This is a genomic window from Streptomyces purpurascens (genome assembly GCF_045040895.1).
GTDB lineage: Bacteria > Actinomycetota > Actinomycetes > Streptomycetales > Streptomycetaceae > Streptomyces > Streptomyces purpurascens.
Window position 1 is genome coordinate 478,377 of the sequence record NZ_CP108341.1, and the last position, 13,641, is coordinate 492,017.

At 73.1% G+C, this 13,641-nt stretch carries 8 protein-coding genes; 1 reads left to right on the forward strand and 7 read right to left on the reverse strand.

Annotated features, from left to right (window positions below):
• Genes OHU35_RS02260 through OHU35_RS02270 form a run of 3 tightly spaced genes read right to left on the reverse strand, consistent with a single transcriptional unit; the run spans position 1 to position 4,831 of the window.
• Entirely contained in the window at positions 1-423 is a 423-nt protein-coding gene (locus OHU35_RS02260) for a RidA family protein (protein ID WP_189725274.1), read from the reverse strand.
• The gene (locus tag OHU35_RS02265) at positions 420-1,637 is read right to left on the reverse strand and encodes a cytochrome P450 (RefSeq protein WP_405504377.1); all 1,218 of its coding nucleotides are present in this window, start codon (positions 1,635-1,637) and stop codon (positions 420-422) included. Before OHU35_RS02265 ends, OHU35_RS02260 begins: the two co-directional genes overlap by 4 nt.
• Positions 1,634-4,831 carry an amino acid adenylation domain-containing protein gene (locus tag OHU35_RS02270; RefSeq protein ID WP_405504378.1) on the reverse strand — a complete coding sequence of 1,066 codons (3,198 nt, stop codon included), beginning with the start codon at positions 4,829-4,831 and terminating at the stop codon, positions 1,634-1,636. The genes OHU35_RS02265 and OHU35_RS02270 overlap by 4 nt, the downstream gene beginning before the upstream one ends.
• A gap of 130 nt (positions 4,832-4,961) precedes the next feature.
• On the opposite strand from OHU35_RS02270, the gene OHU35_RS02275 reads away from it, so the two are divergent.
• Complete coding sequence (locus OHU35_RS02275) at positions 4,962-7,940, forward strand: type I polyketide synthase (protein WP_405504380.1); 2,979 nt, start codon at positions 4,962-4,964, stop codon at positions 7,938-7,940.
• Positions 7,941-8,228: 288 nt separating this feature from the next.
• On the opposite strand, the gene OHU35_RS02280 is transcribed toward OHU35_RS02275, so the two are convergent.
• The 4 genes from OHU35_RS02280 to OHU35_RS02295 are packed head-to-tail and all read right to left on the reverse strand — an operon-like array spanning position 8,229 to position 13,358.
• A complete protein-coding gene (locus OHU35_RS02280) occupies positions 8,229-9,314 on the reverse strand; it encodes a DUF1611 domain-containing protein (RefSeq protein ID WP_405504381.1) in 1,086 nt (361 codons plus the stop codon).
• A 1-nt stretch (position 9,315) separates the two neighbouring features.
• The gene (locus tag OHU35_RS02285) at positions 9,316-10,614 is read right to left on the reverse strand and encodes an MFS transporter (protein WP_359894624.1); all 1,299 of its coding nucleotides are present in this window, start codon (positions 10,612-10,614) and stop codon (positions 9,316-9,318) included.
• On the reverse strand, positions 10,611-12,761 hold the full coding sequence (locus tag OHU35_RS02290) for a prolyl oligopeptidase family serine peptidase (RefSeq protein ID WP_405504382.1): 2,151 nt from the start codon (positions 12,759-12,761) through the stop codon (positions 10,611-10,613). Before OHU35_RS02290 ends, OHU35_RS02285 begins: the two co-directional genes overlap by 4 nt.
• Positions 12,762-12,773: 12 nt before the next feature.
• Positions 12,774-13,358 carry a hypothetical protein gene (locus OHU35_RS02295; RefSeq protein ID WP_189725267.1) on the reverse strand — a complete coding sequence of 195 codons (585 nt, stop codon included), beginning with the start codon at positions 13,356-13,358 and terminating at the stop codon, positions 12,774-12,776.
• Between the last annotated feature and the right edge of the window lie 283 nt (positions 13,359-13,641).

Consider the following 13,641-nt stretch of genomic DNA (forward strand, 5'->3'; position numbering starts at 1 on the left):
TCAGTCGGCCGTGTCCGCGCCGGCCAGCGCCAGGGCGTCGACTTCGAGCAGCAGGTCAGGGCGGTAGAGCGCCACCACCTGGACCACGGTGCTCGCAGGTGGCCGCGTGGTGTCGATGAACTCGTCGCGCGCGGCGAGGAAGGCCGGTACGTGGGCGATGTCCGTCACGTAGCAGGTGAGCTTGATGATGTCGTCGAAGGTGAGTCCGGCGGCGGCCAGACAGCCTCGCATGTTCTCGAAGATCTGCCGGGTCTGCGCGGCCGGGTCGCCCTCGCCGACCAGCTCGCCGTTCTCGTCGAACGGCATCTGGCCGGCCACGGCGGCCACGCGGCCCGGCCCGGTCACCACATGGGTGTAGCCGTCGCTCGGGTGGACGCCCGGCGGGTGTGAGATGTGGGTGAGGGTGGTGCGCCTGGTGGTCATGAGAATCCTCCGTCTCCCGGCGTCGTTCTTGGAGTCAGGCGTACGGGCAGTGCCGCGGGTCCGTTGACGGCGTTCGACCGCACGCGAGTGACGGGACCCGCCTGTTCGATCACGCCCGTCGAGTCGAGGAGTGCCGTGAACAGAGCTCGCATCTCGGCACGGGCCAGTGTGCTGCCGATGCAGAAGTGCTCACCGGAGGCCAGGGCGATGTGCCGGTTGGGGCGGCGGGCGATGTCGAAGCGGTACGGATCCTCGAAGATGTCCTCGTCCCGGTTGGCCGAGGGCAGCCACAGCACGACCCGGTCACCGGCCTCGATCCGCTCGCCCCGGATGACGCGGGGCCGGGTGGCGGTCCGCATGCTGTGCGTCGCGCTGGAGGTCCAGCGCACGATCTCCTCCACCGCGTCGGGCAGCAGCGCGCGGTCCCGGCGCAGCCGGTGCCACTGGTCGGGGTGCTGGAGGAAGGCGAGCATGCCGCCGATCAGGGCGAGCCGGCCGTTCTCCGTGGCGCCGATGATGTTTTCGCAGTTGAGCAGCGCCTCGTGCTCGCTCAGCAGCTCGCCGTGGACGGTCCCGTTGACCAGGGCGCTCACCAGGTCGTCGGCGGGTTCGGCCATGCGGTCGTAGAGCAGCTCCATGAAGTACTCCATGAGCTGCGGGTGCGCGGCCAGCGAGGTGTGCGCGGAGAACGCCTCCTCGCACCACCGGTAGACGTCCTCGTGGTCCCGCTCGGGGATGCCGATGATCCCGCAGATGACGGAGTGCGAGAACCGTCCGGCGAGGTGGACGAAGTCGCAGCCGCCCTCGTCGAGGGCGCGCGCGACGGCCGTACGCGCCGCTGTCCGGATGGAGTCCTCCAGCATGCGCACGGCACGGGTGCTGAACCAGTCCGCCATGAGGGACCGCAACTCCTTGTGGCGCGGCGGGTCGGACAGGGCGAGGGTCAGTCCGCCTCCGGGGTCGTCGCCGAGCCGGGCCGGGCGCAGCAGCACCCCACGGGCCGAGCTGAAGTCGCCCGGGTCGCGGTAGACGGACCGGATGTCCTCATACTTGGTGAGCGACCAGAAGGCGGGCAGTTCCCCGGCCTCGTGCCGGTGCACAGGGGAGAACTCCCGCATCCAGCGCCACAGCGCGTGCGGGTCGCCGCTGACGTGCAGTTCGGGGTCGGCGATACGGGAGAGGGGGTGTTCGGGCGATACGGCGGTCGCCGTCATGACGGTGCCCTTCCGGAGTTGAGCCGGTCCGTTCGGTCCAGCCGGTCCAGCTGGTCGGAGAAGTGTTCGGTGATCTCGCGGGCCACGGCGGGCGGTACGGCCTCCGGGCGGAACGTCGTCTCCACGCGCAGCCCGCCCGTGCCGTCCGGCCAGCACTCGGTGTGCAGTTCGAGGGGCAGATCCGGGTAGGGCTGGCGCAGGAACGCGCTGCGCAGACCGGGGAGTTCGAGGTCCGGGGTGGGGTTGTCCTGGAGCGCGAAGAGGGCCTGGTACAGCGGGGGCCGGCCGGTGCGGGGCGGGTCGACGAGAGTGAGGACCTCCCCCAAGGGAACCTCCTGCGCGGCGAAGGCGCGGGTGACGATCCCGCCGGTCTCGCGTACGGCGGCCGCGCCGCCGTCGAGGGCTGTACCGCGCAGTCGCAGGCACAGCATGGTGATGTGGCACCCGACGACGTCCTCCAGCCCCGCCGCGTCGCGCTGCGCGACCGGGACACCGACCGCGAAGTCCTGCTGTCCGGTTACCTCCGCGACGCTTCGCGCCCACAGGGCGAGCAACACGACGAACCGGCTCACCCCGCACTCGGCGGCCAGCGCGTCGACCGCACCGAGTCCGGGCACCGGGACCCGGGCCACCATCAGCGCGGGCCCGCTGTCGGTCGTGGTCTCGGGCGGGCCCGGTGGCCAGCGCAGTTCCGGCACGGCGGTCAGTTCGTCCACCAGGTATGCGCGGTGGGCGTCGGGGTCGGCGAGGGCCCGGCGCAGGGTGCGTTCCGTGTGCAGCTGACGCAGCGACGGGGGAACGGGGCGCGGGCCGGCGGCGGACAGCATGGCGGCCCGCGCTCCCGCACCGGGCAGCGCGGCGGTGTAGGCCGTGCTCAGGTCGCGGGCGAGCACCGACTCCGACCAGCCGTCGAAGGCGATGTGGTGCACCACGCAGCCGAACACCGCCGTGCTGGACCCGGCCACCGGTACCAGCGCCGTGCGCCACACCTCTCCCGCGGCCAAGTCGAGTTCGTCGGTCAGCTCGGCGCGCAGCGCCTGGACCGCGGCGTCGACGGACGGCTCCTCGTCCAGCTCCTCGACGTCGGGAGGCGCGATGTCCACGAGCACGGCCGACGGGCCCGGATCCGCGAGATAGGCGGCGCGCAGCGCCTCGTGCCGGCCGTGCACCTCGTCGACGGCGGCGCCCAGAGCCGCCCGGTCCAGCTCGCCCTCGACGGTCCAGGTGAGCAGACAGTGCGCGGTCAGATCGGTGGGGGCGACGAGCCGGCGGGTGAGGTACACGATCTGCATGGGCGTGAGCGCAGTGGAGCCGTCCGGGGCAGGCGGCTCGGGAGCCACCTGCACGTCGGCCGTGTCCCGCAGCCACCGCGCGAGCGCCGTGACGGTCGTACGGCCGTAGAACCGCGCGACCGGAACGGGGCGGCCGAACCGGGCCGCGAGCCGGGCGCACACCCGCCCCGCCCCGAGCGAGGTCCCGCCGAGCTCGGCGAACGGCACGTCGAGCGGTACGGAGTCCCGGCCGAGCACGGCCGCGAAGGTCTCCGCGACGGCCCGTACGACGGGGTCGGGCACGGTCTCGGTCCGGTCCGGGCCGGACGTGGACGGCGGCTGGGCCGGCTCCGGTGCCAGCGCGAGCAGGGCCCGCTCGTCGAGTTTTCCCCGGTCGGTGGTCGGGAAGCCGTCGACGACGACCAGCAGCGCGGGACGCTGGTAGGGGACGAGCGCCGCGTGGAGCGTGGCGAGGGCGTCGGGCAGCGGGTCGTCCGGCCGGAGCGGCACGCAGAACGCGATCAGTTCCAGGCTCGTGCCGGAGGCGTCCGGGCGGGGCAGCACCCGGCAGGACCGTACGCCCGGCAGCAACTCCTCCGCCTGCCGCTCGACCTCGGCGGGTTCCACGCGATGGCCCCGGATCTTCACCTGCCGGTCGGCCCGGCCCCGGTAGTGCAGCAGTCCGTCCGGGTCCCACGCGACCAGGTCGCCGGTGCGGTAGACCCGTACATCCTCGCCGGCACCGTCGACGTCGCCCGGATCGAGCAGGATCCGGGTGAACTTCCGCTCGGTCAGGACGGGATCGCCGAGGTAGCCCAGCGCCAGCCCGTCCCCCGCGACACACAGTTCGCCCGTCTCGCCCACCGCGCACGGGCGGGTGCCGTCCGGCTCCAGGACGTACACCCGGGTACCGGGGACCGGACGACCGAGGGGGATGCCGCCGGGGCGGTCGCAGTCGGCCTCGGTGATGCGGTGCGTGGTGGTGAACACGGTGGACTCGACCGGGCCGTACCCGTTGATCAGGGCGATGCCGGGATGTCGGCGCAGAAAGCGGCGCACATGGGGAACGGAGAGCCGCTCACCGCCGATGAGCACCTGGCGCAGGCCGTGGAACGCGTCCGGGTCCTCGTCCACGACCATGTTGAACAGGCTGCTGGTGAGCCACACGGTGTTCATGCCGTGCCGCGGTACACCGGCGCGCAGCGCGGTGGGTGACAGATAGGGCTCCTCGACGATCACAGAGGTGCCGCCGTTGAGGAGCACCGACCACAGCTCCAGGGAGAACGCGTCCCAGGACACGGCCGCCGCCAGCGGCATCACGGTGTCGGCGGCGAACGACGCGAAGCCGTCCGGGGGGAAGAGCCTTGCCGTCGCCCGGTGCGGGGTCACGGCCCCCTTGGAGCGGCCGGTCGTGCCCGAGGTGAAGAAGACGCAGGCCGGGGCGGAGCCGTCGACGCGGGCGGGCCGGAAGCCCGGTGGTGCCAGTTCGGGAACGAGGCCTTGAGGCGGTGACCAGATCCGCAACGACGGTCCACCCAGGGGGAGTTCGGTGCCGTATTCGGCCACCGCGAGGGGTGGGTCGAGTTGCGCGTGGATGTCGCTCAGTCGCCGCTCGGGCCAGGCGGGGTCCAGCAGCGCGTACGCGGCGCCGGTCTTGAGGATCGCGAGCAGGGCGACGACCAGACGGGCGCCGCGCGGCAGCAGGACCGGGACCAGGTCGCCGGGGCCGGAGCCGGCGGCGGCGAGCCGGGCGGCCCAGGCGTCGGCGGTTCGGTCCAACTCCGCGTAGGTGATGGCGCGTTCGTCGCCGACGAGGGCCACTGCGTCCGGCCGGGCGCGGGCTTGGCGGGCGAACGTCTCGTGCAGGCCCTCTTCGGGCGCGGCGCATGGGCGTCCCACACTCCAGGCGGCGTTCGGTCGCAAGCGCACCCTCTCCCCCTCGACTGCTCCGTGCGGGCACGAATCAAATGATTGCCAGGATTGGCAAGAGATTGCCATAGTGTTGCCATTGCTGGCAACCTATCCAGATGCCCCGATGCGGAAGGTGGTTTCGATGACTCGCGACCGATCCCTGGACATAGCCGTCACCGGCATCTCCGCAAGGTTCCCCGGCGCCGCCGACCTCGACGCGTGGTGGACGGCCCTGACCGAGGGCCGGGTCCTGACCAGTCGCTACGAGAAGTCCGACCTGCTCGCCGCGGGCGTGCCCAAGGACCTGCTGGACGACCCCGACTACGTACCCGTCCACGGTCATCTCCCGGACGCCGACCGCTTCGAGAACGTGCTGTTCGGGGTCAGCCCGCGCGAGGCCGAGATGATGGACCCACAGCACCGGCTGATGCTGGAGGCCGCGTGGGCGGCCCTGGAGGACGCGGGCGTCCCCCCGCGCGGCCGGGGCGCGGAGCGGGAGGCGGGGACGCAGAGAACGGCCGTGTTCGCCTCCGCCAGCGGCAGCGGCTATCTGCGCGCCATGGTCGCGAGCGGGAAGCTGGACGCGCTGACCATCGAGGACGCGATCCACGGCACCGAGCCCGACTTCATGGCCAGCCTCCTGTCGTACAAGCTGGACCTGAACGGGCCCGCGGTGGCCGTCCAGACCGCCTGCTCCTCCTCCCTGGTCGCCCTGCACATGGCCGTCCAGTCGCTGCTGAACGGCGACTGCGACCAGGCCCTCGTCGTCGCCGCCGGGATCCCCTACCCGCAGGCCGGACACCTCGCCGTGGCGGGGGGCATCCACTCGGCCTCGGGGGAGTGCCGACCCTTCGACGAGAAGGCCGACGGTGTCGTCGCCGGGGCGGGGGTGGCGTGCGTGGTGCTGCGTCGGCTCGCCGACGCGGAGGCGGACGGTGGCGACCCCTACGGTGTCGTGCTCGGCACGGCGATCAACAACGACGGTGCGGGGAAAGCGGGTTACTACGCCCCGTCCGTCGGGGGCCAGGAGGCCGTCATCCGTGCCGCCCTGTCCACGGCGGACGTCGGCGGCGACACCATCGGCTACCTGGAGACGCACGGCACCGGCACCCGTGTGGGCGACCCCATCGAGTGGTCGGCGGCCTCGGCCGCGCTGAGCGGGGCGGGCGCCCCCGAGGGCTCGATCGCGGTGGGGGCGGTCAAGGCCAACGTCGGCCATCTCGACAACGCCGCAGGGCTGGCCGCCCTGATCAAGGCACTGCTGGTGGTGAAGACGGGCGTGGTGCCCCCGGTGGCCGGGTTCACCGGCCTCAACCCGCTGCTGGAGACGGACGGTTCACCGCTGTACGTCCCCACCGAGTGCGGTCCGTGGACGGGGCCCGAGCCGCGTCGGGCAGGGGTCAGCTCCTTCGGCATCGGCGGCACCAACGTGCACGTGGTCGTCGAGCAGCCGCCCGTCGCACCGGCCGGGCCCGACTCCGACGATCGTGCGCGGCTGGTGCTGCTGTCCGCCGCCGACGCGGAGGCACTGGATCGCTCGGCCGCCCGGCTGGGCGCCCGGCTGGCCGACGGCGCGGACCTGACGGACGTCGCCGCCACCCTCGCCACGGGACGGGCCGAACTGCCCGAGCGGCTCGCCGTGACCGGGCGTACCACCGCCGAGGTGGCGCGGCGGCTGACGCGGAGCACGGCCGCCGTACGCGGCAGCCGTCCCGCGGGCGGGCCCGCGCCCGTCGTGTTCGCCTTCCCCGGGCAGGGCACCCAGTACCCGGGCATGGCACTGCCGGCCGCCGAGGCCCTGCCGGGCTTCCCGGCCGCGCTGGAGCAGTGCCTCGCCGCCTTCGAGCCGGCGCTCGCCGAACGGATGCGCCGCGCGCTCCACGACCCCGGCTCCCCCGCCCCGGACCTGGCGGCGACCGAGCTGGCCCAGCCCGTCCTGTTCGCCTTCGAGTACGCGGCCGCCACCGCCCTCGTCGCGCTCGGCGTCGCCCCCGCCGCGGTGGCCGGGCACAGCCTCGGCGAGATCACCGCGGCCTGTGTCGCCGGGGTCTTCGACCTCGCCGACGCCGCCCGTTTGGTGACCGTTCGCGGGCAGGCCATGCAGGAGTGCCCTCAGGGCGCCATGCTCGCGCTCGGCTGCGAGGAGGAACGCGTCCGCGAACTCATCGCCGTCTCAGGCCTGCCCGGTCTGGAGCCGGTCGCGGTGAATTCCCCCGACAGCTGTGTGGTGGCCGGTCCCGTCGCGGCCGTCACCGAGTTCGAGGCACGCCTCGCGGGCCGGATCCCCGTACGCCGTCTCGCCGCGGACCGCGCCTTCCACAGCGCGCTCGTCGAACCCGCGCTGCCCCGGCTGACCGACACGCTTGCCACCCTCACCGTCCACAGGCCCTCCGTTCCCTTCGCGGCCAATGTCACCGGGCGCCTGTTCCCGGCGGACAGCGACATCCGGCCGCAGCTCTTCGTCGAACAGGCGCGGCGCACCGTGCGGTTCGGGGACGCCCTGGCGTCGATCGCCGACCACCTTCCCGACGCGCTGGTGGTGGAGGTGGGGCCCGGCCGGGTGCTGTCCGCCCTCGCGGAGGCGGCCGGCCTGTCCTCCGTCCCGCTCTCGCCGTCCCGTACGGCCCACCCCGCCGACGAGGTCCTCACCGCCCTCGGCACCCTGTGGACCCGGGGCCAGCCGCTCTCCCCGCGCGCCCTGTGCGCCTCCGGTCGGCGCCGGGTCCATCTGCCGACCTACCCGTTCGCGGGCCCGCGCTGGATCGCCCCGGAGGCGGCGCCGTCGACGGACGCATCACGGTTGGTCAAGGCCGGCGAAGTCGTCGAGGAGGCCGTCCCGGTCCAGGAGCCCGTGCTGACGCGGGCGGCGAAGCCCGCGCCCGCCCCGCCGGAGGACCCCACCACCCTCCTCACCCGCCTGTGGACGGAACTCCTCGGCCACTGCGACCTCGCCGCCCACTCCGACTTCTTCGACCTGGGCGGCGACTCCTTGCTGGCCACCCGCCTCGCCCGCCGGGCCACCCGCGAACTCGGCGTCCGGGTCCCCGTCCGCGATCTGATGACCGCACGCTCCCTGAGCGGCCAGGCGGAACTCCTGACCGCCCTCATGACGGCCCGCTGACCGACAGTCCAGGACAGTCGGGCCGCGGCACACCGACCTCACCTTCGTCGACCGTCCGCCGGCATCGCTTCCTCCACGACGGATCGGGCCCGAGCACGTCTCCACCCTGTTCGAGACCGAGCACCCGGCGGTGCACGCTGCGCATCCGGCAGGAGCACGGGGCCACCCCGGAGCACACCGTCCGCCGGCGCTGGCGCAACCCCGCTGAGGAAGAACGCGACCGCCACCACCGCGATCAGCGCGGCGACAGCGAAAGCGTGTCATGACGGCGCCGGCGTCGCGCCCGCGTCACCGGGGCGGCAGTACCGCGTCCAGCAGCCGGTCCGCCCCATACCGCAGCACATCGGTCGCCGGCAGCCCGGTCTCCTGCTCCAGGCGGTCGATCGCGTCGCGCGCCTCGTCGTCCGGCAGGCCGCGTGACATCACCGAGATCCCGGCCACCCGGCAGGCGTCGTCGGGCCAGACCCATCGCGCCGCCTGCTCGTTGATCTCGATGACCCGGCGCACCGAGGGAAGACTGTGCCCCGGCAGCAGACCGACGCTCTCGCGCCGCAGGTCGTGACAGAGGACCAGGGAGTCCGGCCTCGCCCCGTGCAGCAGCCCGAGAGTGACGGCCGAGTAGCGCGGATGGTTCAGGGCCCCCTGGCCTTCGACCAGGACGAGATCGTGCTCCTGCGCGGCGTCGAACACAACCTGCTCCACCACGCTGTTGACGAAGTCGGACATGACACCGTCGACGGCCACGCCGCCCCCGGAGATCATCATGCCGACCTGGCCGGTGGCCACGAATCCGGGCGCGAGTCCGCGGCCGAGTGCAGCCCGCCGCAGCTCCAGCATCGTCGTCATCTTGCCGCTGCTGCAGTCGGTGCCCACTGCGAGCACCGTGTGCGACCCCGCCCGGTGCTCGCGGTAGTGGACCACCGGCCGACCGTCCGCCGCGAAGTCCGTGAAGTACAGCTCATGGGGCGGCCTGCGAACGTCCTGGATGCGTGCCCCCGTACGGGCGGCGGCGGCGACGGCTTCGGCGTCGTCGGCGAACTGGTAGTGCAGACCGCTGACCACGTCGAGTCCCGACTCCAGCGCGGTGAGCACCTGTTCACGCCAGTACGGATCGACGGCCGACCCCACGGGTTCGTCCGCCAGGAGCAGTGCGTCGGGCTCGTGCTCCAGGGCCGCCGCGAGATCGGCGACGACAGGGATGGGAGTCGCGCCTTCGAGGCCGAGGACCTCGGCCGCGTCCTGGCCCGCGTAGCCGCTCTCGATGACCGTCACCACGTCGTGGGCGCGGTAGCGCAGTACTCCCGTCAGGGTCTTCGACGGCCGGGGCCCCCACTCCCCCTCGACCAGGACCGCGATGCGCTTGTGCTGTTTCATGTCAGCCTTTCGAAACCAGGGCGGCCGCCTCGGCCGCACCGCCTGCCCGCGCCGCCTTGCCGACGACGGCGCGGGTGCTGAAGCCGAGCAGAGCGAAGCCCGCTGCGACGAGCAGCCAGCCCCGGCCCCCGGACGCCACGGCGGCCGTGGTGGCGACCACCGGGCCCACCACCATGCCGACCCCCGAGGCCATGCCGAAGACACCCTGGTAGTCGCCGAGCGACCGGGGGTCGGCGAGTTCGTAGCTGAGCGTCCAGCTCCCCGCCGACGTCCACATCTCGCCGAAGGTGAACCAGGTCACCGCGCACAGCAGGACGAGGAGGGACCAGGGCCCCGACACCAGCACCGCGGCCGCGATCAGCAGGCAGCCCGCGGCCAGCGCCAGAGCGCCCCGGCGGACCGTGCCGACGGCACCGCGCACCGTGTCCGCGCCGCGTGCCGCCCGGACCTGGCAGAGGATCACGAGCGTGGTGTTCAGGAAGAGCAGCACGGAGATGGTGGGCCGGGGGGTGTGCAACTGGGCGACCCACAGCGGCAGCGCCATCGTGAGGATGCTGTCGCGCACCTCGATCAGGCCGCACAGCAGCCCGACCGCGACGTACCGCGGGTCGCGCAGCGCGGCCCTGCGGCGAACCTTCGGCCCCGGCCCCGCGGCCGGCTTCCCCACGGGCAGGGAGCGCAGCAGCAGGGAACCCGCCGCCAGCGCAACGGCGTTGCAGACGATCACGGTGAGATAGGCCGCGCGGGTGTCCAGGTAGAGAGGGAGCGCTGCCGCAAGAGTCCCCAGCGCCATACCGGCGTTGAGCACCGTTCTCTGATACGCGCGCAGCCTCGTCGAGTCGGCGCCGAGCTGCCCCACGACGGTGTACTCGCTGACCCGCTTGCCCGCCCGCAGAAAGCCGACCAGCAGATGCACCAGGACGAACCCGGTGAGGTCGGCGACCCCTGCGTACGAGGCGACCGCGGCCGCGGCGAGCAGCCCCCACCACACCGCCACGTTCCGCGTGCCCCGGCGGTCGACCACCCGTCCCGCAACCACCGCGGCACCCATGGACACCACCGCGGCGACACTGTTGGTGACCCCGACCTGGGCGGGCGCGAGTCCGACGACGGTGACGAAGAAGACGGTGTTGCAGGCCATGGCGGCGCCCTGCCCGACCGCCTGCACCAAGGTAGCGGCCAGCAGCCGCCCGCTGCCGCCGGCCAGGACCGCACGTACCGCGCGCACCGCACGGGCTCGCCGCCCGAGCTGCCCGTCCGCCGCGGCCCGGTCGGGTCCGCCGGGCAGCGGGTCCGTCACCGCGGTGACTCCGCGTCGGCCCGCGCCGGGCCGCGGCCGGCCCTCGCCGCCGCGCCCCCGGCGTCCACGACGAATGCGTACAGCTCGGCCGTGCCCCTGGCCACGCGGGCGGCGACCGTCGAGCCGTGGTGGCCGCCGGCCCCCAGCTCCGTCCGGAGCAGGATGCGGTTGCCGTGCGTGTCGACCCGCCGCAGCGCCGCCGTCCAGCGGGCCGGACGGTCGACCATCACTCGGGGGTCGTTGAAGAAGGCGGTCATGTACAGCGGCGGCCTGGGGCGGTCACTGACCGTCTCGTACGCGACGTACTCGCGCATCAGACGGTACGTCCGGGGGTCACGGGGGTCGCCCCACTCCTCCCACTCGTTGACGGTCAGTGGCGCCACGGCGTCGAGCATCACGTTGAGGATGTCCGCGGCAGGGGTCTCGGCGACCACACCGGCCCACAGCTCGGGCTGCTGCGTGTACGCCTCGCAGACCACGATGCCGCCCGCGCAACTGCCCTGGCACACCATGCGGTCGGGGGCCGCCCAGCCGAGTTCGACGAGCCGCGACCTGGCCGTCACCAGGTCCCGGTGGGAGTTCCGCTTCGCGTCCATGCTGCCGTCGAACCAGCCGCGGCGGCCCAGTTCGCCACCGCCGCGCACATGCGCGACCGCGTAGACGAAGCCGCGGTCGAGGAGGCTGATCACCGGCGCGGAGAACACCGGTTCCCAGGGTCGCTCGTAGGCCCCGTACGCGTAGAGCAGACAGGCGGCCGTGGAGTCGGGCTCGACGTCGTCGCGGTGGGCGATCGTCACCGGGACCTCGACGCCGTCCGGGCCTTTCGCGACGAGCCGCTGTGTGCGGTAGCGCCGCCGGTCGTACGCGTCCACCGTGTCCTGGCCGAGGACCGTGCACCGTCCGGTGCCCAGATCGAGGCGCAGGTGCCGGGGCGGGTCGACCAGGGAGTGCTCGGTCAGCACGATGAACTCGCTGTCGTACGCCACCCTGTGGTCGAGCTGCACCCGCGTCGGGTCCCGCCGCCCCTCGAAGACCAGACAGCCGGCCGGGGTCGTCGGCGCGATCTCACGCACCTCGCCCCCCGCGGTGACGAGCTGGAACACCATGGTGCCCCGGCGGTGGCCGCTCAGCAGCAGTCCGGCGGCGAAGACGTCGAGCCGCGACCAGGCCACCTCGGGGTCGGACACCAGGAGCTGCTCCCACCGCTGCTCGGCCAGGGCGGCGGCCGGTGCGGCGAGCACCCTGCGCTCCTCGCGGCCCGAGGCCGTGAGCAGCAGGAACCGGTCACCCGACGGCGTGCTCTGGTGCTCGGTGAAGTAGACGCGGCCGTGCTCGCGCGGGCGCACCACGCGGGGCGCGGCCCCGGTCCGGTCGGCTGGGACCAGCAACTCCTCGGTCGTGGTGCGGCTCTGGTGGCTGAGCACGATCCAGGCCCGGTCACGCGTGGTGCGCACGGTCGTGTTGAAGTGCTCGTCGTCCTCGCGCGACACCTCGCGGTCCGCAGTATCCGGCCGTGCGTCGAGCCGGTGGGCCAGGACCCGGTACGGGCGCATGGCGTGGTCGTGCGCGACGTACAGGAACGTCGCCGAGTCCGCGCTCCAGGCGCCGGTGTAGTAGGTCCCGGCACGGCGTTGCGGCAGGTCCTGCCCGGTGCGCAGGTCCCTGAAGCGCAGCTCGTACGACTCGTGGCCCTCGTGGTCGACGGAGTACGCGAGGACCGTGCCGTCCGGGCTGGGCTCGAACACCCCGATCCGCGTGAAGTCCCGCCCCGCGCCCAGCACGTCCAGGTCAAGCACGATTTCTTCCAGGCCCGTGCGCGTGTCCCGCCGCAGGTAGCGGGGGTGCCGACTGCCGTCGGGCACGGCGATGGAGTACTCGTGGGCGCCGACCCGCCAGGTGAAGGTGTGGGCCCCGGTCACGCGCCGGGCGGCCGACTCCGCCGTCAGCTGGTCGATCAGCGGTTCCAGGGCGCGCGCGTGCCGGTCGTAGTAGGCGCGCTCCTCGACCAGGTACGCCTCAAGGCGCGGATCGGCGCGGTCGCGCATCCACGCGTAGTCGTCGACGACGCTCTCGCCGTGCAGGGTCCGTACGGTCCGCTGCCGCGCGGCGACCGGCGGCACGGCATCCCGGGTGTGCGGGGTGTCCATGGAAGTCCTCCCTTAGGGCTGGTGCACGGGGAGCCGGGGCGCGGGGCGGGGTTGCCACCACGACGTGCGGGCCAGGGCGCCCTGCCTGCTGAAAGAGAAGTGCAGATGGTCGACGTGCGGGTTCGGGCCGCCGTAGGGACGCCAGCCCTCGTCGGCCGCGTAGGAACCCCAGATGCGCGAGTCCCAGATGACGTACATGACCCCGAGCCGCCGGGCGGCCGCGTGCGCGTACCCCAACGCGTCGGGCGCCAGCAGCCAGTCGAGCAGCTCGGCGGCCAGATCGCCCTGACACGCGCGGCACACGCGCCAGTCCCAGGCCCGCCCCTCCTTGTGCTCGCTGCGCCCCGGCGCGTCGAAGGGACGCGTGATGCCGAGGCTCCCCGTTGTCGGGAAGGCGTCCAGGACGAGGTCGCGGAAGGCCGTGACGCCCGGCTGCGGCAGCGGATGGTGGCCCGTCTGCGGTTCGTAGGCGGCGAGGTCGTCGATGCGGGCGGCGTTCGGCCCGGTGAACTCTGTGGCCAGAAAGAGCGCGAGCTCCGCTACGGATCCGGTATCCGGGGTGGAGCGGACCAAAGAACAGCCTGGCGCGTGGCACACGGGCATTCCTCCTGGCGCGACGGCACTGGTGATTGACAGAGCATCGGATCCTTTCGAAGTGGCCGCCCATGACCGGAGTGTGGGGTGCGTCGCCGCGTCGAGCAGAACCGTGCCGATAGCGGGGGTTACATGTAGTCGCGTGCTCCGACTGTGAGATCGGGATGTCGGGACCGGCCATACTGCCGTCGTCGACCACGACGACCTCGAAGGAGCGATGGCTCTGTGCAGCCAGACTGTCGAGCGCCTGGGAAGTCGTGGACGCGATCGCCACGATGCGGAGCAA

Excerpts from the sequence above, each read along its gene's own strand:
- OHU35_RS02260 (WP_189725274.1), bottom strand. The coding sequence starts at position 423 with ATGACCACCAGGCGCACCACCCTCACCCACATCTCACACCCGCCGGGC.
- OHU35_RS02265 (WP_405504377.1), bottom strand. The coding sequence starts at position 1,637 with ATGACGGCGACCGCCGTATCGCCCGAACACCCCCTCTCCCGTATCGCC.
- OHU35_RS02275 (WP_405504380.1), top strand. The coding sequence starts at position 4,962 with ATGACTCGCGACCGATCCCTGGACATAGCCGTCACCGGCATCTCCGCA.
- OHU35_RS02280 (WP_405504381.1), bottom strand. The coding sequence starts at position 9,314 with ATGAAACAGCACAAGCGCATCGCGGTCCTGGTCGAGGGGGAGTGGGGG.
- OHU35_RS02290 (WP_405504382.1), bottom strand. The coding sequence starts at position 12,761 with ATGGACACCCCGCACACCCGGGATGCCGTGCCGCCGGTCGCCGCGCGG.